The sequence below is a fragment of the Thiosulfatihalobacter marinus genome (assembly GCF_016019955.1).
GTDB lineage: Bacteria > Pseudomonadota > Alphaproteobacteria > Rhodobacterales > Rhodobacteraceae > Shimia > Shimia marinus_A.
In genome coordinates, this window is the sequence record NZ_JAECRZ010000002.1 from 126,484 (window position 1) to 146,169 (window position 19,686).

Consider the following 19,686-nt stretch of genomic DNA (forward strand, 5'->3'; position numbering starts at 1 on the left):
TCTCCTGTTGGGCCCAATATATGTGGCCGGGCCGGTATTGCGACAGGCAAATGCAAAAGCCACGGGAAATTTATGCCGCCAAGCGCGGGACTTGTGATGCCGCCGGCGCCCCTGGGCGCGGCGGCGTGAGACACTGACGAGGAACTGGACATGAGCGACACCAAGAAATGGGCCGAACTGGCCGCCAAGGAACTGCGTGGGCGGCCGCTGGAAGATCTGACCTGGAAGACGCTGGAAGGCATTGATGTCAAGCCGCTTTATACCGAGGAAGACACGCAGGGGTTGAGCCATATGGGCAGCCTGCCGGGATTCGGCCCGTTCACGCGCGGCCCCAAGGCAACAATGTATGCCGGGCGCCCCTGGACGATCCGGCAATATGCCGGGTTTTCGACCGCCGAGGAGTCCAATGCCTTTTACCGGCGCAACCTGGCCGCCGGTCAGCAGGGCGTATCGGTGGCCTTTGATCTGGCCACGCATCGCGGCTATGACAGCGACCATCCGCGCGTGGTGGGCGATGTGGGCAAGGCGGGCGTGGCGATCGACAGTGTCGAGGACATGAAGATCCTGTTCGACGGCATCCCGCTGGACAAGGTCAGCGTGTCGATGACGATGAATGGCGCGGTGATCCCGATCCTGGCCAGTTTCATCGTGGCGGGCGAAGAACAGGGCCATGACAAGGCGCTGCTGGCGGGCACCATTCAGAATGACATTCTCAAGGAATTCATGGTGCGCAACACGTATATCTATCCGCCCGAGCCGTCGATGCGGATCATTTCGGACATCATCGAATACACCAGCAACGAGATGCCCAAATTCAACTCGATCAGCATCTCGGGCTATCACATGCAGGAGGCGGGCGCGAACCTTGTGCAGGAGCTGGCCTACACGCTGGCGGACGGGCGGGAATATGTGCGCGCGGCGATGAATGCGGGCATGGATGTTGACAAGTTCGCCGGGCGGCTGAGCTTTTTCTTTGCGATCGGCATGAATTTCTTCATGGAGGCGGCCAAGCTGCGCGCGGCGCGGTTCCTGTGGCACCGGATCATGACCGAGTTCGGCGCCCGGTCGGAGCGTTCCAAGATGCTGCGCACCCATTGCCAGACATCGGGCGTGAGTTTGCAGGAGCAGGATCCCTATAACAACGTCATCCGCACCGCTTATGAGGCGATGTCGGCGGTGTTGGGCGGCACCCAGTCGCTGCACACCAATGCGCTGGACGAGGCGATTGCGCTGCCCACGGATTTCTCGGCCCGGATCGCGCGCAACACGCAGCTTGTCTTGCAGGAGGAGACCGGTGTGACCAATGTGGTGGATCCGCTGGCCGGGTCCTATTACGTGGAGGCGCTGACCGACGAGCTGATCCAGAAGGCCTGGGCGCTGATGGAAGAGGTCGAGGAGATGGGCGGCATGACCAGGGCGGTGGCCTCGGGGATGCCGAAGCTGCGTATCGAGGAAAGCGCGGCGATGCGCCAGGCGATGATCGACAAGGGCGACGAGGTGATCGTCGGGGTCAACAAGTATCGCAAGGACAAGGAAGACCCGATCGACATTCTGGACGTGGACAATGTGGCGGTGCGCGAGAGTCAGATCGCGCGGCTGGAAAAGATCCGGGCAGAGCGGGACGGCGACGCCTGCGAGGCGGCGCTGAGCGCGTTGACGCGGGTTGCCCGGGAGGGCGGCAACCTTTTGGCGGCGGCTGTGGAAGCGGCGCGGGCGCGGGCATCTGTTGGGGAAATCAGCATGGCGATGGAAAAGGAATTCGGGCGGCATCGCGCCGAGGTCAAGACTTTGGCCGGGGTGTATGGGGCGGCTTATGAAGGCGACGAGGGCTTTGCGGCGATCCAGAAATCGGTGGAGGATTTCGCCGCCGACGAGGGGCGGCGGCCGCGGATGCTGGTGGTCAAGATGGGGCAGGACGGTCATGACCGGGGCGCCAAGGTGATCGCCACGGCCTTTGCCGATATCGGGTTCGACGTGGATGTCGGTCCGCTGTTCCAGACGCCGGACGAGGCGGCGCAGGACGCGGTGGACAATGACGTGCATGTGGTGGGGATTTCCAGCCAGGCGGCGGGTCACAAGACACTGGCGCCGCAGTTGATCGAGGCGCTGAAGGCCAGGGATGCCGGGGATATCCTGGTGATCTGTGGCGGGGTGATCCCGCAGCAGGATTACGAATTTCTGAAAAAGGCCGGGGTCAAGGCGATCTTTGGGCCGGGCACCAATATTCCGGCGGCGGCGCAGGATATTCTGCGTCTGATCCGCGAAGCGCGCGGGTAAGGCAGGCGGGGGGCCAGCCCCCCGCACCCCCCGGAGTATTTTCGGAACAATGAAGGGTGGGGCCGGCTCGGAAGCTGTGCCGCGCCGGGCGGGACATTCGCGTTGCCTTTGGGCTTTGGTGGTTCGGGGATCTGAGGGCTGCGCCCGGCCTGAAAAAGGCCGGGGCGCATGGTTCAGAGCATGAGCTGGTAGGTGGCGGGCATGTAGCGGTATCCGCCGTCACGCGATTCGACATAGCCGACGCCGGGCCAGGGCATGTGGTAGCCCACGAAGGGCAGGTTGTCGGCGGTCATCATGTCGAGCATCATGCGCCGTGTGGCGGCGGCGGCGGCCTTGTCCATGTCGAATTTCACCTGCCAGTCGGGATAGGCCAGCGACCAGACATAGTGGTTGGCGAAATCGGCGGCGATGACCAGTTGTTTGCCGTCGCTTTCCAGCATGTAGGCCATGTGGCCCGGCGTGTGGCCGAAGGCCGCGATCGCGGTGATGCCCGAGGCGACCGAGGCGCCGGGGGCGATCATGTCAAAGCGGTCGGCATTGGGGCGGACCTTGCTTTCGAACGCCTTGTTGGCGCCCGACGCGTCCCAGGCGTTGAATTCGGTGGTTCCGGTGACATGGCGGGCATTGGCGAAGGTGACGCCGGCCTCGTCGGCGACGCCGCCGATATGATCGCCGTGCATGTGGGTGATCACGACCACGTCGATCTGATCGGGGCTGTAGCCGGCGGCGGCCAGAGCCGAGGTGATGCCGTCGGGATTGAGGCCGGTGTCGAACAGCACCAGTTCGTTGCCGGTGTTCACGACCGTTGGGGTGAAGAAGAACTGCGCCTTGTCAGAGGGAATATTGGCGGCGCTGGACGCGGTGTCGAATTCGGACTGGGACACGTTCTGGCCGAAGATGGCGTGCGGGCCGTCGACGGTGCGGGTGCCGGCCAGCAGGGTGGTGACTTCGAACCCGCCCAGTTTCATGCGGTTGAAGCGGGTGGTGGCGACGCCCATCATTTCCGCCTTGGCAAAGGCCGGGCGGGCGACGGTGGCGGCAAGCGGCAAGGCGGCGGCGCCGGCGAGCATGTGGCGGCGGGTGATGGCAGGTTTTTTCAGCATGGGTGTCTCCGAATGCGATTGAGGCGAATATCGTTATTTTTGCAACATAGGTAATATACATGATATTTTCTCAAATTGGCCACCCATCACGCGGGTGTGATGAAAAACCGGCGGGATCGGCGGGAACAAGCCGGTGGCGGGGCGGGGGAAACCAGCGGCGGGGCGCGCGGAGAGTGGACAAGCCGCGTGCTTTGTGGAAAGGGAGGCGGCAACAGGAGACCGACATGATCACCACCCGTTTCGCCCCGTCGCCCACCGGATATATCCATGTGGGCAACCTGCGCACCGCGCTGATGAATTACCTGATTGCCCGCAAGGCCGGCGGCACATTCATCCTGCGGATCGATGATACCGACCCTGACCGCAGCAAGCAGGAATATGTTGATGCGATCCAGCAGGATCTGGAGTGGCTGGGCCTGACCTGGGACCGGATCGAGAAACAGTCGGACCGGCTGGCGCGCTATGAAGAGGCGGCGCAAAACCTGCGCGACATGGGGCGGTTCTATGAATGTTTCGAGACACCGACCGAGCTTGACCTGAAGCGCAAGAAACAGCTGAACATGGGCAAGCCGCCGGTGTATGACCGCAGTGCGCTGGCGCTGAGTGATGCGGACAAGGACAGGTTGCGCGCCGAGCGTGGCAACGGGCATTGGCGTTTCAGGCTGGATCACGAGCGGATCGAGTGGGAAGACGGCATTCTGGGGCATCGCTCGATCGATGCGGCAAGCGTGTCGGACCCGGTGCTGATCCGGGGCGACGGGCAGTTTCTGTATACGCTGGCCTCGGTGTGCGACGACATCGATTATGGCATCACGGATGTGGTGCGCGGCGCGGATCATGTGACCAACACGGCCACGCAGATCCAGATCATTGCGGCGCTGGGCGGGGCGGTGCCGCGGTTTGCGCATCATTCGCTTCTGACCGGGCCGCAGGGCGAGGCGTTGTCCAAGCGGCTGGGCACGCTGGCGCTGCGCGATCTGCGTGAGGCGGGCGTGGAGCCGATGGCGCTTTTGAGCCTGATGGCGCGGCTGGGGTCATCCGACCCGGTGGAGCTGTGTACCAGTCTGGACGAGATCGCGGACGGGTTCGAGATCGGGCATTTCGGCGCCGCGCCGACCAAGTTCGATGTGGACGACCTGTATCCGCTGACGGCCAGGCTGTTGCATGATCTGCCGCTTGCGGCGGTGGCCGAAGATGTGCGTGCGGCGGGGGTGCCGGATGCTCTGGCACAGCGGTTCTGGGACGTGACGCGCGAGAATATCACCACGCGCAGGGATCTGGCCGCCTGGTGGACGCTGTTCGCGCAAGGCGCCGAGCCGGAGATCGCCGAGGAAGACCGCGCGTTTGTCGCCGAGGCGATGAGGCTGTTGCCCGAAGGCCCGTTTGACGACGAGACATGGGGCACGTGGACGGCCGAGGTGAAAGCCGCGACCGGGCGCAAGGGGCGGGGGCTGTTCATGCCGCTGCGCAAGGCGCTGACCGGGCAGAGCCACGGTCCGGACATGTCGGCGCTGATGCCGCTGTTGCAGGTGATCAGGGCGCGCGGCTGAGGCGGCAGCCCCGGACCGGTGCGAAAAAGGCGTGACTTGAACGGCCCGTTGACCGACCCTGCCCGAAAAGAGAGGCGCAATGGCGGATACGTTTGATCGTTTGGCGGAGTGGCTGCAACGGGCGGCGCTGTACGACATTGGTCTGGATGATCTGGTGGAAGAAACCTGCCGGCGTCTGGTTGATGGCGGTGTGCCGGTGACGCGCATATCCATAGGCTGCTTGTTGCTGCATCCGGTGCTGGCGATGCTGGATGCGACCTGGGACATGGAAAGCGGGCGCTCCTCGTGGAACACGCTGCGCCGCGCGGACATGGATGAAACGGTGCACGGGCGCGGGCCTTTCGGGGAAATCAATCCGTTTGCCCGTCAGCGCCTGAAGGAATTGCGGCATCTGGCGGGGCCGCAACTGGCCGATGAACTGACCGACTTCGCATCCTTGCGCCAGGACCTGACCGACCCGGACGTGGCGGCGAAATACCCTTTGTTCCAGCGGCTGGCGGACAAGGGGACCACCGATTACGTGGTGTTTGCGGTGCCGTTCGGCAACCGTTGGTTCGAGTTCGACAGCGGAATGGAGGCAACGACAGGCGCCACGGTTTCGCTGACAACCAATCGCAGATCGGGGTTTCAGGACCACGAGATTGCCGGGTTCCGGGGTATCCTTGTGCCATTCATGGTTGCCGCGCGCGCGGCAACCGAACGGTTTTTCGTGACCGAGCTGACCGAGACCTATCTGGGGCGGATCTCGGCGCAGGCGGTTCTGAGCGGGCAGATCGCGCGCGGCGATGTGCGCCGGATCGATTGTGCCCTGCTTTACAGCGACATGCGCGAATCGACACTGGTCAGTCAGCAGATGGCGCCCGAAGACTATCTGGCCACGGTGAACCGCTATTTCGAATGCGTCGCGGGGGCGGTACTGGATCATGGCGGTGAAGTGCTGAAGTTCATGGGCGACGGATTGCTGGCGATCTTCCCGTTCGACAACCGCCGCCGGTTTCCCGAGGACATGTGCGCGGCGGCGCTGTCGGCGGCGCGCGAGGCGTTTCACCGGCGTGCGGACCTGCCGGAAGACGCGCAGATGGCGTTTGGTGTGGGGCTGCATGTGGGCGAGGCGGTTTACGGCAATGTCGGCACCGAGAAGCGGCTGGATTTCACGGTGACGGGGGCGTCCGTGGCGTTGGCGGGCCGGGTCGAGAGCATGACGAAGACGCTGGATGCGCCGCTATTGGCAACTGCGGATTTCGCCGCGATGGTAGCGCCCCGCGAGGGGCGCGACATGGGGCGGCATGCGCTGCGCGGATTTGACGACGAGGTGGGAATCGTGGCCTTCGATCCGCTGGGCTGAACCGGGTCGCGCGGGATCAGGCGCGCGGCGGGGCGGTTGGCGCTGGATCGCGCTGGCCGACGAACACGGTGGCGCCAAGGGCATCGAGATGGGCGTTGACCAGTGCCAGCGCGGTTGGCGAGACCGGCCGGTGGCGCGGATACCGTGGCGCGGCGCGATCGTTCAGCACCGGGGCGGACCAGCCTGCGGTGGTGGCAAAGAACCGCGCCACGCCGTGGGCGCCGAATTCGCGCAGATAGCCCTGCACCACCACGTCGATATAGCTGAGCAGCACGGGATGTTCGACATTGGGCGCGCCGTGTTTGCCATGGGGCACGGTATAGACCGCCACATCCAGCTGTTCGGGCGCGCTGTGCGTAACGGCATGGCTGGCGGCGACGCGGTCATAGGCGTGTTCGCGTGCGTCCAGCGCCGTCCAGTCTCCGCCGGGCACCGGGGCGATCAGCCCGTCGATCTCGCAGGTGGCATCGGGGACCACTGTCAGATAGGCCACCGGACGCAGGGTGGTGTGCCGCCACGCGCGCCGCCAGCCCGCGAGCCGGGCAGGTTGCGCATCGCCATACTGGTGCGTATCGCGGTTCACCAGACTGCCATAGCCAAAGAAACAGGGGGCTTTCACGCGTTCTTGGCCGTCATGCTCTTGATCCATGTCAAGTCCGTTTTCATCACCATGCGTCATAAAGACCGTCATCCGACACAACGGTGGGGGACGTGCGGGTGCGCATCACCAAGAGAACCAATATCGCGATCCGGTTGCTGATGTTCTGCACCGCCCACCAGGGTCGTCTGGTTACGAAACACGAAATCGCCGCGCGCTGCAATGCTTCGGAAAACCACCTGGCGCAGGTCATCAACCAACTGGCGCAGCTGGGCGTGATCCACACCCAGCGCGGGCGCAATGGCGGGCTGGAGCTGGCGCGTCCGCCCGAAGAGATCAGAATTGGCGAGATATTCCGCATTCTGGAGGCGCCGGTTCCGTTGACCGAGTGCTTTGCCGATGTGGACAATACCTGCCCGCTGACCGATGCCTGCCGGTTGCGCTTTGCGTTGCAGGATGCGGCGGAGGCGTTTTATCTGCGGCTGGACGACGTGACGCTGGACGCGCTGGTGTGCAACAATACCGCGCTGCTGGCGATCCTGGCGCCAGAGCCCTGCCATAGCTGACGCAGGCTGCGTTTTGCCGCTTGTCAGCGGGATTTCGGCACACTACGGTATGCGCAACAGATGACTCGGGAGAACCGGATGTGAACCGGTGCCGAAGGAGCAACCGCCCCGGAAACTCTCAGGCCGCAGGGACCGCGTTATCTGAACAGACTCTGGAGAGAGGCGCGTGGGCGCCCGCCGAAGGGATAACGATCTCAGGCGAAAGGACAGAGGGGGCATCGCACGCGCAGGTCTTGCGCGGATTTGGGATGCCGGATGTGACCAGACCCATGGACGCGCCGGAAGAGGACGGGGGCGAAAGCCATGGGAGAACTGAAGCGCACACCGCTTTATGATCTGCATGTCGAACAGGGCGCCAGGATGGTGCCCTTTGCCGGCTACGAGATGCCGGTGCAATACGGGATGGGCGTGATGAAGGAGCATCTGCACACCCGCGCCGCCGCCGGGCTGTTCGATGTCAGCCATATGGGGCAGGTGATCCTGCGCGGCGGAAGCCACGCGGAAGTGGCGCTGGCCTTTGAAAAAATGGTGCCGATGGATGTGCTGGGCCTGGGCGAAGGTCGTCAGCGTTATGGGCTGTTCACCAATGCCGCCGGGGGGATCGAGGACGATCTGATGTTCGCAAACCGGGGCGATCATCTGTTCGTGGTGGTCAACGCGGCCTGCAAGGACGGCGATATCGCCCGGATGCGCAGCGCGCTGGAGCCCAATGTCAGCGTGACCGAGATCACCGACCGCGCGCTGATCGCGCTTCAGGGACCGGCAGCCGAGGCCGCGCTGGCGCGGCTGAGCGGTGCGGTGGCGGACATGGCGTTCATGGATGTGGCGACGGTGGAGTTGAACGGGACCGAATGCTGGGTGTCGCGTTCGGGCTATACCGGCGAGGACGGGTACGAGATTTCGGTTCCCGCCGCCGCCGCAGAGGCGCTGTGCCGGGTGTTGTTGGATATGGAGGAGGTCGAGGCCATCGGGCTGGGCGCGCGCGACAGCCTGCGGCTGGAGGCTGGGCTGTGCCTGTATGGCAATGACATCAGCGCGGGCACATCGCCTGTGGAAGCCGGTCTGAACTGGGCGATCCAGAAGGTGCGCCGCGCGGGCGGCGATCGCGCCGGGGGCTTTCCGGGAGCGGAGCGGATTTTCGGAGACATGGCCGAGGGCGTGGCACGCAAGCGTGTGGGGCTGGCGCCGCAGGGGCGGGCGCCGATGCGCGCCGGGACGGTGCTTTATGCCGGGGCAGAGGGTGGCGATCCGATTGGCGAGGTCACGTCGGGCGGCTTTGGCCCGACGCTGGAAGCGCCGGTCGCCATGGGCTATGTCGGAAGCGCGCAAGCCGCCGTGGGTACAGAGATTTTCGGGGAGGTGCGGGGCAAGCGGTTGCCCCTGACAGTGGCGAAGATGCCGCTTGTGCCGGCCCGGTTCAAACGCTGATCAACAGGAGAGCATTGATGAAATACACCGAAGAACATGAATGGCTGCGCGTCGAGGGGGATGTGGTGGTTGTGGGCATCACCGAACATGCCAGCGAACAGCTGGGCGACGTGGTGTTCATCGAACTGCCCGAGCCGGGCACCGAAGTGACGAAGGATGAAGAGGTCTGCGTGATCGAGAGCGTCAAGGCCGCCAGCGATATTCTGGCCCCGCTGGATGGCGAGATCGTCGAGGTGAACGAACCGCTGGTGGACGCGCCGGGCAAGGTGAATGACGATCCGCTGGGCGATGCGTGGTTCTTCAAGATCAAGGCCGCCGACCTGAGCCAGATGGACGATTACATGGATGAAGCCGAATACAAGGATTTCATCGGCTAGGCTGGGCGTTGGCCCGGACCTGTGCCGGGGCGCCGAGAGTCACACCCCCCGGAGACGCGGCCCGATGGCGGCCCTCCGGGGGGAGTATTTGGGGCAAAATGAAGCCCTTTCCTGTGCCAGATGCGTGCGGATGCGCGCGCCTGTGGCCTTTGTTCAATACGTGCACGGAGAGCTTTGATGTCCTTCACGCCAACCGACTATTTGCCTTATGATTTCGCCAATCGGCGCCACATTGGCCCCTCGCCCGAGGAAATGGCCGAGATGTTGAAGGTGGTGGGCGCGCCCGATCTGGACGCGCTGATCGACGATACGGTCCCTGCGAGCATTCGCCAGAAAGAGCCGCTGGATTTCGGCAGGCCCATGTCGGAACGCGAATTGCTGCATCATATGCGGGTGACGGCGGGCAAGAACAAGGTGTTCACCTCGCTGATCGGGCAGGGCTATCACGGCACGGTGACGCCGCCCGCGATCCAGCGCAATATTCTGGAAAACCCGGCCTGGTACACGGCCTATACGCCCTATCAGCCCGAGATTTCGCAGGGCCGGCTTGAGGCGTTGCTGAATTTTCAGACGATGATTTCCGACCTGACCGGGCTGGAGATCGCCAACGCGTCGCTGCTGGACGAGGCGACCGCCTGCGCCGAGGCGATGACCATGGCGCAGCGGGTGTCGAAATCCAGGGCGATGGCGTTTTTCGTGGATCGTGATTGTCATCCGCAGAATATCGCCGTGGTGAAAACCCGCGCCGCGCCGCTGGGCATCGAGGTGATCGTGGGCAACCCCGACAAGATGGAGCCAGAAAAGGTGTTCGGTGCGCTGTTCCAGTATCCGGGCACCTATGGCCATGTGCGCGATTTTACCGATCAGATCGCGGCGCTGCATGAGCACAAGGCGATCGGCATTGTGGCAGCCGATCCGCTGTCGCTGACCCTGCTGAAGGAGCCGGGCGCAATGGGGGCGGATATTGCCGTGGGATCGACCCAGCGGTTTGGCGTGCCGGTAGGCTATGGCGGGCCGCACGCGGCCTATATGGCGACCAAGGATGCCTATAAGCGCGCCATGCCGGGCCGTATCATCGGCGTGTCGATCGACAGCCACGGCAACCGGGCCTATCGCCTGTCATTGCAGACGCGCGAGCAGCATATCCGTCGCGAGAAGGCCAATTCCAACGTCTGCACGGCGCAGGCGCTGTTGGCGGTGATGGCATCGATGTATGCGGTGTTTCACGGGCCCAAGGGGCTGAAGGCGATTGCACAGCGTATTCACCGCAAGACCGTGCGGCTTGCGCGTGGGTTGGAAGAGGCCGGGTTCAGGGTGGATCCGCAGGCGTTTTTCGACACGATCACGGTGGATGTGGGGCCGTTGCAGGCGGCGGTTCTGAAATCGGCCCGCGACGAACAGATCAATCTGCGCGCGGTGGGGGAAACGCGGGTCGGTATCACGCTGGACGAGGCAACCCGTCCCGAGGTGATCGAAAAGGTCTGGCGGGCCTTTGGTGTCGAGCGCAGGGACGACGATTATACGCCGACCTATCGCGTGCCCGAGAACATGCACCGGCAAAGCGCGTATCTGACCCATCCTATTTTTCACATGAACCGGGCCGAGACCGAGATGATGCGCTACATGCGCCGTCTGGCGGATCGCGATCTGGCGCTGGACCGGGCGATGATTCCGTTGGGCTCGTGCACGATGAAGCTTAATTCGGCGGCCGAGATGATGCCGCTGAGCTGGCCGGAATATGCCTATCTGCACCCGTTCGCACCGCTGGATCAGGCCGAGGGCTATGCCGAGATGATTGCGGACCTGTCGGACAAGCTGTGCCGGATCACCGGGTATGACGCGATTTCCATGCAGCCCAATTCGGGCGCGCAGGGGGAATATGCGGGGCTGTTGACCATTGCCGCTTATCACAAGGCGCGCGGGCAGGGGCATCGCAACATTTGCCTCATTCCGATGAGCGCGCATGGCACCAATCCGGCCAGCGCCATGATGGTGGGCTGGAAGGTGGTGCCGGTGAAATCGGCGGAAAACGGCGATATCGATCTGGATGATTTCCGCGAAAAGGCTGAGAAACATTCGGAAAATCTTGCCGGCTGCATGATCACCTACCCGTCCACGCATGGCGTGTTTGAGGAAACGGTGATGGATGTCTGCGCGATCACACATGACCATGGCGGGCAGGTCTATATCGACGGCGCCAACATGAACGCCATGGTGGGATTGTCGCGTCCCGGCGATCTGGGTGGGGACGTGAGCCACCTGAATCTGCACAAGACCTTTGCCATTCCGCACGGCGGAGGCGGACCCGGCATGGGGCCGATCGGGGTAAAGGCGCATCTGACAGCGCATCTGCCGGGCCACCCTGAAACCGGGGACGCGCAAGGGCCGGTTTCGGCGGCGCCATATGGCTCGGCCTCGATCCTGACGATCAGCTGGGCCTATTGCCTGATGATGGGCGGCGCCGGGCTGACACAGGCGACGCGGGTGGCGATCCTGAACGCCAACTACATCGCCAAACGCCTGGAAGGTGCGTTCGATGTGCTTTATCGCGGGCCGACGGGCCGGGTGGCGCATGAATGCATCATCGACACGCGCCCGTTTGCAGACAGTGCGGGGGTGACGGTGGACGATATTGCCAAGCGCCTGATGGATGCCGGGTTCCATGCGCCGACCATGAGCTGGCCGGTTGCCGGAACACTGATGATCGAGCCGACCGAAAGCGAGACCAAGGCCGAGCTGGACCGCTTTGTCGATGCGATGCTGTCGATCCGCGAGGAAATCCGCGAGATCGAAGAAGGACGCATGGATGTGGAAAACAATCCGCTGAAGAACGCGCCCCACACGATGGAAGACCTTGTGCGCGAATGGGACAGGCCCTACAGCCGCGAACAGGGGTGTTTTCCGCCCGGCGCGTTCCGGGTCGACAAGTACTGGCCGCCGGTGAACCGGGTGGACAATGCCTGGGGCGACCGCAACCTTGTCTGTATCTGCCCTCCAATGGAGGACTACGCCGACGCGGCGGAATAGGGGGGCCAGCCCCCCACATTGAAAATTGAAATTTTCAATGCTCCCCCCGGGATATTTGGGGCCAAAAGAAGTATGGGTGCTCCCTGTCTTCTTTTGGCTTCAAATATCCCGGGGAGTCCCGGCTTGCCGGGACGGGGCAGCGCCCCTTTCAGGCTCAGCTGTGCTGAGCCTGGCCCAACATCTGGCAGCCGCCTTCGGGCGGCGAAGATGGCGGGAGCGCTTTAGTCGCGGGCGCGAAGAACGCGGGCAGGCCGCGCGGCGAGGGCAGGGAGCGCAAAGAAAAGCCCGGCCAGCAGGTTGGCCAGGAGCCCGGCAGCGACGACAGTCAGGGCGTTGGGCCAGATCAGTTCGAAGTCGCTTTCCATCACGAAGGTCATCACGGCCCATGCGCCGGTTGCGCCCACAGCCAGGGCCACCAGTCCCGCCGCGCCGCCCAGCAGAGCGGCTCGGGCGGCAAGACTTGTCAGGATCTGGCGGCGTTGGGCGCCCAGGGTCTTGAGCACGGCGGCCTCATACGTGCGCCCCTGTTGTCCGGCGGCGGCCGCGCCGATGATCACCAGCAACCCTGTCAGCAGGATCGCCGTGGCGCCGTAGGTGGTGGCGTTGGCCAACTGTGCCACCAGCCCCGAGACACGCCCTACCGCTTCGCGCACGTGGATGGCGGTGATGTTGGGCAGGGTGCCGGAGAGGTCTCTTAGGATTGCAGCCTCGGCGGATTGCTCGGCATAGACAGTGGCGATGAAGCTGTGAGGCGCTCCGGCCAGCGCGCCGGGGTTCATGGCGATGACAAAGCCCATGCCGGCAGTTGAGAAATCCACCTCGCGAAAGCTGGTCACGGTGGCGGTGATGTCGCGGCCCAGCACGTTGACCGTCATTTCATCGCCCAGTTTGATGCCCATTTCCTGCGCCTCCTCGGCGGCAAAGCTGATCTGGGGCGGGCCATTGTAATCCTCGGGCCACCAACTGCCGGCGGTCAGTCTGGTATTGGCCGGCAGGCCGGCGGAATAGGTCACGCCCCGGTCGCCGTGAAGCACCCAGTGGTCTCCGGCCACGTCCCGCGCCGGTCGCCCGTTGATCCGGGTGATGATGCCGCGCAGCATGGGCGCGGTTTCGACCTTGGAGACCGCGGTATCCGTGTCCAGCCGGGCGCGAAAATCCGGCATCTGGTCCTGTTGGATGTCGACGAAGAAGAAGCTGGGGGCGACATCCGGCAGGTCCCGCGCGATGGCGTTGCGCAGGTTGCCGTCGACCTGTCCAACCGTGGCCAGTACCGCCAGGCCCAGGCCCAGGGAGAGCACAACCGGTGTGGTGGCCTCGCGCGAGTGGGCCACGGCGGTGAGTGCCCAGCGCAGGGCCGGTCCGGGGCGAATCTTGCGCGACAGGCCCCGCACCAGCGCGCGCAGGCCGATTGCGGCAAGTGACAGGAAACCCATCGCGGCCACGACGCCGCCCGCGAACCAGAGCGTCAGCATTGCCGAGCCCGAAAGCCAGGAGGCCAGTCCCACGAGCAGCACCAGCAGCCCGCCCACCGCCGCGAGGTAGCGTGGCGCGGGCAACAGGGCGGCGCGCGCGCCTAGTGCGTCGCGGAACAGCGCGGTGGGGCGCACCTCCTCGATCCGCGCCAGCGGCCAGAGGGTGAAGATGGCCGCTGTCAGGGCGCCGTAAAGCGCGGCCTCGATCAGCGGCAGCGGGTAAAGCGTAAAGACCGCCGGAAAGGGCAGAGCCGACAGGATCAGCGGCGCAAGCAGGATCGGGGCCAGCGCGCCAATCAGCAGGCCAAGCGCGATGCCCAAGCCGGCGACCATGCCGATTTGCAGGAAATAGGTAAGAAAGATCGTGCCGCGTGTCGCGCCCAGGCTGCGCAGGGTGGCGATGACCTCGGTCTTGCGGGCAAGATAGGCGCGGATCGCGGTTGACACGCCCACGCCACCCACTGCCAGCCCGGCCAGCCCGACCAGGATCAGGAAGGCGCCGAACCGCTCGACAAAGCGCGCCAGCCCCGGCGCACCGTTGCGGCTGTCGCGCCAGCGCAGGCCGGTGCTTTCGAACCGCGCGCGCGCCGCCGCAGAGAGCGCGGCCAGGTCCGCGCCTTCGGCCAGATCCAGCCGGTAATGGGCGCTGAACAGCGTGCCCGGCGCCAGCAGGCCGGAATTTTCCAACCCTGCCAGGGTGACAATCGAGCGCGGCGCGAGACCGAAGCCGCCGGAACTGTCCGGTTCGCGCAGCAGGCGGGCCATGAAGACAAACTCTTGCTGGCCGAATTTGAACCGGTCGCCCGGCGCAAGGCCAAGCCGGTCTGCCAGCAGGCCCTGCATCACGGCGCCGGGCAGGCCGTTCTGCCCGGCCATGGCGCGGGCCAGCGGCATCGACGGATCCAGCGCGACGCTGCCCAGCAGGGGATAGGCGCCGTCAATGGCCTTGACCTGTGTCAGCGCGCGGTCCGCCTCCGCGCCGCTGCCGACCACGGCCATTGAGCGGAAATCGATGATTTCCGACATGGCCAGCGCGGTGTCGGCCATAAAGGCGCGTTCATCGGCGTTGGCGCGGCGATAGGTAAAGCTCATTTCCGCATCACCGCCAAGAAGGGCGGCGCCCTCGGCGGCAAGACCGGCCTCGATCGCGGCCCGGACCGAGCCGATGGCGGCGATGGTGGCCACGCCCAGCGCGAGACAGGTCAGAAACACACCAAAGCCGCGCAATCCGCCCCGGATTTCGCGACGCGCAAGGCGGGCGGCCTGGGCCAGGCTCATGCCGCGGCGTCCGTTTGCGGGGCAATGCGCCCGTCGCGCAGGCGGATCACGCGCGAACAGCGCCGGGCCAGCGCGTTGGAATGGGTGACAAGCACCAGCGTGGTGCCGCGTTTGGCGTGCAGGTCGAACAGCAGGTCCATGATGATTTCGCCCGTGGCCTGATCCAGGTTGCCGGTGGGTTCGTCGGCCAGCAGGATCTGCGGCGAGGGGGCAGAGGCGCGGGCCAGTGCCACGCGCTGCTGTTCGCCGCCCGAAAGCTGGTTGGGATAATGATCGGCGCGGTGGTCCAGGCCCACGGCTTCAAGCTCGGCGCGCGCGCGCGCCATTGCATCGCGGTGCCCGGCCAGTTCCAGCGGCGTGGCGACGTTTTCCAGCGCGGTCATGGTGGGGATCAGGTGAAAGTTCTGGAAAACGATCCCCATCGAACTGCGCCGGAACCGCGCCAGCGCGTCTTCGGACAGGTCTGTCAGTTTCTGTCCCAGTGCCGAAACCTCGCCCCCCGTGGCGCGTTCCAGCCCGCCCATCAGCATCAGCAACGACGACTTGCCCGAACCGGAGGGGCCGACAAGGGCCAGGGTCTCGCCTTTGTGAACGTCCAGTGTCACGCCATGCAGGATTTCGACCCGCCCGGCATTGCTATCGAGCGCCAAAGCGGCATCTTGGAGGGAGATAATGGTTGTCATGAAGGAGGCTGCCTGTTGCCGGGGGTTTCAGAACTATATGGGCACGTGAAAAGGATGGGCAAGGCGCTGGTGCTGGTGATCTGTCTTGCCGGTCCGGCCTGGGCCGCGCCGGTGGCGTTGGTGGCGCTGGGCGACAGCCTGACCCACGGGTACGGATTGCCGCCCGAAGACGGGTTTGTGCCGCGGTTGCAGGCCTGGCTGACGGCGAAGGGCGCGGACGTGGCGGTGCAGAATGCGGGCGTGTCGGGCGACACGACCCAGGGCGGGCTGGCGCGGGTGGGCTGGACGCTGAGCGGCGGTGCCGAGGCGATGATCGTGGCGCTGGGCGGCAATGACGTGCTGCGCGGGATCGATCCGGCGGTCAGCAGGGCCAACCTGGCCGGGATCATCGAGGCAGCGCAGGCCGAGGGGGTGCGGGTGTTGCTGGTGGGCATGACGGCTCCGCTGAACTATGGTGCCGAATACAAGGCCGCGTTCGACGACATGTATGGTGACCTGTCCAGGGAATACGGAGTGGCGCTGGCCCCGGATTTCTTTGCCGGCCTGCGCGACGTGCCGCCCGAGGAGATGGGCAGCGTGATGCAGGGCGACGGGCTGCATCCCAATGCCGACGGCGTTTTGCGCATTGTCGAGGCGCTGGGTCCGTATGTGCTTGACCTGATCGCACGGACGGACTGAGCCGCGCCGCCGGGCGCGCAAGGATCTGGCAACAAAAAGGGGGCGGGGCCATTGTGGCCACCGCCCCGCATTCTAGCCGGACGCGCGGATTACAGCGCGGCCAGATCCACGGCGCTTTCGCGGCCGTCACGGCCGGCTTGCAGCTCGTAGCTGACTTTCTGGTTGTCGGCGAGGCCGGTGAGGCCCGAACGCTCGACTGCCGAGATGTGAACGAAAATGTCCTTGCCGCCGTCATCGGGGGCAATGAACCCATAACCTTTGGTGGTGTTGAACCATTTTACGGTGCCAGTGGCCATAACCGTAGTCTCCTGATTGTTGCTGTCCGCAACATGCGACAGCCTGGCCGTGTCACTTGTTCGAATGACTGAGCCGAAAAGGAGCAGATGGTCGAAGGTAGTAACTCGCGCCGTCAATCTGGCAATTGTTTCCACCGTTTTCAAGCCGGGAGTGCGCAGGATTTACGCTTTCCCGCCGAAAACGGGCTGTGATTTTCGGCAGGTCGCAGGGAGTTTGCATCTTGGAAATTTTACCAGTTGATAAAAAAATGAACCTGTGACAGCCTGATTGCATAGCCAACAAGGTGTGTGGGGAGGTCATATGTCCAAAACACCGTATAGCGAAGGTATCCAGGCCGGACGATTGAGCCCGGCGGAACTTGCCGAGAATTTCGGGGATCTGCATCCCCGGCTTGACGATCACGAGGCATTGGTGGCGGCGGACCGCTGCTATTTCTGCCATGACGCGCCGTGCATGACGGCCTGTCCGACCGATATCGACATCCCGCTGTTCATCCGCCAGATCGCCACGGGCACGCCCGAAGCGGCCGCGAAAACGATTCTGAGCCAGAACATCCTGGGCGGTATGTGCGCCCGAGTGTGCCCCACGGAAACCCTTTGTGAAGAGGTTTGTGTGCGCGAGGTGGCCGAGGGCAAGCCGGTGATCATCGGTCAGTTGCAGCGCTACGCCACTGACAGGCTGATGGCGGCGGGGGACCATCCCTTTGAGCGTGCCGCGCCAACGGGCAAGACAGTTGCCGTTGTCGGGGCCGGGCCGGCCGGGCTGGCCTGTGCGCATCGTCTGGCGATGCACGGGCATGACGTGACGGTATATGATGCCCGCGCAAAGGCCGGTGGCCTGAACGAATACGGGATTGCGGCCTACAAGGCGGTCGATGGCTTTGCCCGGGCCGAGGTGGACTGGCTGCTGAAGATCGGTGGCATCACGGTCGAGACCGGCCGCAAGCTGGGCGACGGGCTGACGCTGGACGGGCTGAAGGCCGATTTCGACGCGGTGTTCCTTGGCGTCGGGCTTGGCGGCGTGAACGCGCTGCGGCTGGAGGGCGAGGACAGGGACGGCGTGCTGGATGCGGTGGATTTCATCGCCGACCTGCGTCAGGCCGACGATCTGGCGGCGCTGGGTGTTGGGCGCGACGTGGTGGTGATCGGCGGCGGCATGACGGCCATCGACGCCGCGGTGCAGGCGAAACTTCTGGGCGCGCTGAACGTGACGCTGGCCTATCGCCGGGGCCGCGACCGGATGAACGCGAGCCGGTTCGAACAGGATCTGGCGACATCGAAAGGAGTGCGGATCATCACCAACGCGTCGCCCGTGGCGATCCACGGCAACGGCGCGGTGCGCGAGATCGAGTTCGCGTATTCCGACGACGATCTGAACCCCACGGGCCAGTCCGTGCGCATCCCCGCCGATCAGGTGCTGAAGGCCATCGGGCAGTCGCTGCAAGGCGATGGGCTGCCCGAGCTGGAAGGGGGCAAGATCAAGGTGTCGGACACGGGGCGCACATCGGTCGCAGGTGTCTGGGCCGGGGGCGATTGTGCCCTGGGCGGCGATGACCTGACGGTGACGGCGGTGGCCGAAGGGCGCGACGCCGCCGAAGACATTCACGCCACGTTGACGGCGTAAGGGAGGCAATCAGTATGGCTGATCTGACAAGTGATTTCATCGGGATCAAATCCCCCAATCCGTTCTGGCTGGCCTCGGCGCCACCCACGGACAAGGAATACAACGTGCGCCGCGCCTTCGAAGCGGGCTGGGGCGGGGTTGTCTGGAAGACGCTGGGCGAGGCGGGCCCGCCCGTTGTCAACGTCAACGGGCCGCGTTACGGCGCGATCCACGGGGCCGACCGTCGGCTGTTGGGGCTGAACAATATCGAATTGATTACCGACCGCCCGCTGGAGGTGAATCTGGAGGAAATGGCGCGGGTCAAGCGCGACTATCCGGACCATGCGCTGATCGCCTCTGTCATGGTGCCTTGCGAGGAAAAGGCCTGGAAGGACATCCTGCCGGTGATCGCGGAAACCGGCTGTGACGGGTTCGAGCTGAACTTTGGCTGCCCGCATGGCATGGCCGAGCGCGGCATGGGTTCGGCCGTGGGGCAGGTGCCGGAATATATCGAAATGGTGACGCGCTGGGCCAAGGAGGCGACGCCGCTGCCGGTGATCGTCAAGCTGACGCCCAACATCACCAACATCCTTTACCCCGCGACAGCGGCGTTCAATGGCGGCGCGGATGCGGTGAGCCTGATCAACACGATCAACTCGATCACCAACGTCAATCTGGACGCGATGTGCCCCGAGCCGATGATTGATGGCAAGGGCACCCATGGCGGCTATTGCGGCCCGGCGGTCAAGCCGATCGCGATGAACATGGTGGCCGAGATCGCGCGCAACCCGGAAACCGCGACCCTGCCGATCAGCGGCATCGGCGGCATCACCACATGGCGCGATGCGGCCGAGTTCATGGCGCTGGGCGCGGGCAATGTGCAGGTGTGCACGGCGGCGATGACCTATGGGTTCAAGATCGTGCAGGAGATGATTTCCGGCCTCAGCCAGTGGATGGACGAGAAGGGCTATGAAAGCACCGCCGATTTTGTCGGCATGGCGACGCCCAATGTGACCGACTGGCAGTACCTCAACCTCAACCACATAACCAAGGCCGAGATCAACCAGGACGATTGTATCAAATGCGGGCGCTGTTATGCGGCCTGCGAGGATACCAGCCATCAGGCCATCGCGATGTCAGAGGATCGTGTGTTCACGGTCAAGGATGACGAATGCGTGGCCTGCAACCTGTGTGTGAATGTGTGCCCGGTGGACGGTTGTATCACCATGCGCACGCTGGCGCCGGGCGAGATGGACGAGCGCACCGGCCAACCCGTATCGGGCGACTATGGCAACTGGCTTGCCCATCCCAACAACCCGTCGGTCACGGCGGCGGAGTAGCGACGAGACCAATGGCAGACGCGTATTGTCGCGGCTGTCAGGAGAAGGCCCGCCGGTGTCCTCCC

Annotated in this window: 15 protein-coding genes and 1 riboswitch; of the genes, 10 read left to right on the top strand and 5 right to left on the bottom strand. The window is 64.6% G+C overall.

Annotated elements, in window-relative coordinates; genetic code table 11:
* Positions 1-150 precede the first annotated feature (150 nt).
* On the top strand, positions 151-2,277 hold the full coding sequence (gene scpA / locus I3253_RS03620) for a methylmalonyl-CoA mutase (RefSeq protein WP_197916283.1): 2,127 nt from the start codon (positions 151-153) through the stop codon (positions 2,275-2,277).
* Positions 2,278-2,450: 173 nt separating this feature from the next.
* Here scpA and I3253_RS03625 read toward each other — a convergent pair whose 3' ends face one another.
* Positions 2,451-3,380 (bottom strand): MBL fold metallo-hydrolase, encoded by a 930-nt coding sequence (locus tag I3253_RS03625; RefSeq protein ID WP_197916284.1) that lies wholly within the window; start codon positions 3,378-3,380, stop codon positions 2,451-2,453.
* Positions 3,381-3,604: 224 nt separating this feature from the next.
* On the opposite strand from I3253_RS03625, the gene gltX reads away from it, so the two are divergent.
* Both gltX and I3253_RS03635 read left to right on the top strand, forming a co-directional pair.
* Positions 3,605-4,930, top strand: a complete 1,326-nt coding sequence (gene gltX / locus I3253_RS03630) for a glutamate--tRNA ligase (protein WP_197916285.1) — start codon at positions 3,605-3,607, stop codon at positions 4,928-4,930.
* A 79-nt stretch (positions 4,931-5,009) separates the two neighbouring features.
* Positions 5,010-6,275 (top strand): adenylate/guanylate cyclase domain-containing protein, encoded by a 1,266-nt coding sequence (locus tag I3253_RS03635; RefSeq protein ID WP_197916286.1) that lies wholly within the window; start codon positions 5,010-5,012, stop codon positions 6,273-6,275.
* A 16-nt stretch (positions 6,276-6,291) separates the two neighbouring features.
* Here the strand turns inward: I3253_RS03635 and I3253_RS03640 are convergent, their stop codons facing one another.
* Positions 6,292-6,924 (bottom strand): gamma-glutamylcyclotransferase family protein, encoded by a 633-nt coding sequence (locus I3253_RS03640; RefSeq protein WP_197916584.1) that lies wholly within the window; start codon positions 6,922-6,924, stop codon positions 6,292-6,294.
* 68 nt (positions 6,925-6,992) lie between these two features.
* On the opposite strand from I3253_RS03640, the gene I3253_RS03645 reads away from it, so the two are divergent.
* From I3253_RS03645 to gcvP, 4 genes are all read left to right on the top strand, one after another.
* Positions 6,993-7,439 (top strand): RrF2 family transcriptional regulator, encoded by a 447-nt coding sequence (locus I3253_RS03645; protein WP_197916287.1) that lies wholly within the window; start codon positions 6,993-6,995, stop codon positions 7,437-7,439.
* Positions 7,440-7,495: 56 nt separating this feature from the next.
* Positions 7,496-7,584, top strand: a riboswitch (glycine riboswitch).
* Between the two features lie 158 nt (positions 7,585-7,742).
* The gene (gene gcvT / locus I3253_RS03650; protein ID WP_197916288.1) at positions 7,743-8,867 is read left to right on the top strand and encodes a glycine cleavage system aminomethyltransferase GcvT; all 1,125 of its coding nucleotides are present in this window, start codon (positions 7,743-7,745) and stop codon (positions 8,865-8,867) included.
* A gap of 17 nt (positions 8,868-8,884) precedes the next feature.
* Positions 8,885-9,244 (top strand): glycine cleavage system protein GcvH, encoded by a 360-nt coding sequence (gene gcvH / locus I3253_RS03655; protein ID WP_197916289.1) that lies wholly within the window; start codon positions 8,885-8,887, stop codon positions 9,242-9,244.
* 177 nt (positions 9,245-9,421) lie between these two features.
* A complete protein-coding gene (gene gcvP, locus I3253_RS03660) occupies positions 9,422-12,271 on the top strand; it encodes an aminomethyl-transferring glycine dehydrogenase (RefSeq protein ID WP_197916290.1) in 2,850 nt (949 codons plus the stop codon).
* A 221-nt stretch (positions 12,272-12,492) separates the two neighbouring features.
* Here the strand turns inward: gcvP and I3253_RS03665 are convergent, their stop codons facing one another.
* Complete coding sequence (locus I3253_RS03665; RefSeq protein WP_197916291.1) at positions 12,493-15,021, bottom strand: ABC transporter permease; 2,529 nt, start codon at positions 15,019-15,021, stop codon at positions 12,493-12,495.
* Positions 15,018-15,704, bottom strand: coding sequence for an ABC transporter ATP-binding protein (locus I3253_RS03670; protein WP_197916292.1), 687 nt, complete (start codon positions 15,702-15,704; stop codon positions 15,018-15,020). The genes I3253_RS03665 and I3253_RS03670 overlap by 4 nt, the downstream gene beginning before the upstream one ends.
* Positions 15,705-15,758: 54 nt before the next feature.
* Here I3253_RS03670 and I3253_RS03675 point away from each other — a divergent pair, with 54 nt between their 5' ends.
* A complete protein-coding gene (locus tag I3253_RS03675) occupies positions 15,759-16,382 on the top strand; it encodes an arylesterase (RefSeq protein ID WP_197916585.1) in 624 nt (207 codons plus the stop codon).
* An 89-nt stretch (positions 16,383-16,471) separates the two neighbouring features.
* Here the strand turns inward: I3253_RS03675 and I3253_RS03680 are convergent, their stop codons facing one another.
* Entirely contained in the window at positions 16,472-16,678 is a 207-nt protein-coding gene (locus I3253_RS03680; protein ID WP_197916293.1) for a cold-shock protein, read from the bottom strand.
* 301 nt (positions 16,679-16,979) lie between these two features.
* Between I3253_RS03680 and I3253_RS03685 the strand changes: the two genes are divergently transcribed.
* Positions 16,980-18,302: an NAD(P)-dependent oxidoreductase gene (locus I3253_RS03685; RefSeq protein WP_197916294.1), complete on the top strand. Its 1,323-nt coding sequence runs from the start codon at positions 16,980-16,982 to the stop codon at positions 18,300-18,302.
* A 14-nt stretch (positions 18,303-18,316) separates the two neighbouring features.
* Positions 18,317-19,621 (top strand): NAD-dependent dihydropyrimidine dehydrogenase subunit PreA, encoded by a 1,305-nt coding sequence (preA, locus tag I3253_RS03690; RefSeq protein WP_197916295.1) that lies wholly within the window; start codon positions 18,317-18,319, stop codon positions 19,619-19,621.
* Positions 19,622-19,686 lie beyond the last annotated feature (65 nt).

Excerpts from the sequence above, each read along its gene's own strand:
- scpA (WP_197916283.1), top strand. The coding sequence starts at position 151 with ATGAGCGACACCAAGAAATGGGCCGAACTGGCCGCCAAGGAACTGCGT.
- I3253_RS03625 (WP_197916284.1), bottom strand. The coding sequence starts at position 3,380 with ATGCTGAAAAAACCTGCCATCACCCGCCGCCACATGCTCGCCGGCGCC.
- gltX (WP_197916285.1), top strand. The coding sequence starts at position 3,605 with ATGATCACCACCCGTTTCGCCCCGTCGCCCACCGGATATATCCATGTG.
- I3253_RS03635 (WP_197916286.1), top strand. The coding sequence starts at position 5,010 with ATGGCGGATACGTTTGATCGTTTGGCGGAGTGGCTGCAACGGGCGGCG.
- I3253_RS03640 (WP_197916584.1), bottom strand. The coding sequence starts at position 6,924 with ATGGATCAAGAGCATGACGGCCAAGAACGCGTGAAAGCCCCCTGTTTC.
- gcvT (WP_197916288.1), top strand. The coding sequence starts at position 7,743 with ATGGGAGAACTGAAGCGCACACCGCTTTATGATCTGCATGTCGAACAG.
- gcvH (WP_197916289.1), top strand. The coding sequence starts at position 8,885 with ATGAAATACACCGAAGAACATGAATGGCTGCGCGTCGAGGGGGATGTG.
- gcvP (WP_197916290.1), top strand. The coding sequence starts at position 9,422 with ATGTCCTTCACGCCAACCGACTATTTGCCTTATGATTTCGCCAATCGG.
- I3253_RS03665 (WP_197916291.1), bottom strand. The coding sequence starts at position 15,021 with ATGAGCCTGGCCCAGGCCGCCCGCCTTGCGCGTCGCGAAATCCGGGGC.
- I3253_RS03670 (WP_197916292.1), bottom strand. The coding sequence starts at position 15,704 with ATGACAACCATTATCTCCCTCCAAGATGCCGCTTTGGCGCTCGATAGC.
- I3253_RS03675 (WP_197916585.1), top strand. The coding sequence starts at position 15,759 with ATGGGCAAGGCGCTGGTGCTGGTGATCTGTCTTGCCGGTCCGGCCTGG.
- I3253_RS03680 (WP_197916293.1), bottom strand. The coding sequence starts at position 16,678 with ATGGCCACTGGCACCGTAAAATGGTTCAACACCACCAAAGGTTATGGG.
- I3253_RS03685 (WP_197916294.1), top strand. The coding sequence starts at position 16,980 with ATGTCCAAAACACCGTATAGCGAAGGTATCCAGGCCGGACGATTGAGC.
- preA (WP_197916295.1), top strand. The coding sequence starts at position 18,317 with ATGGCTGATCTGACAAGTGATTTCATCGGGATCAAATCCCCCAATCCG.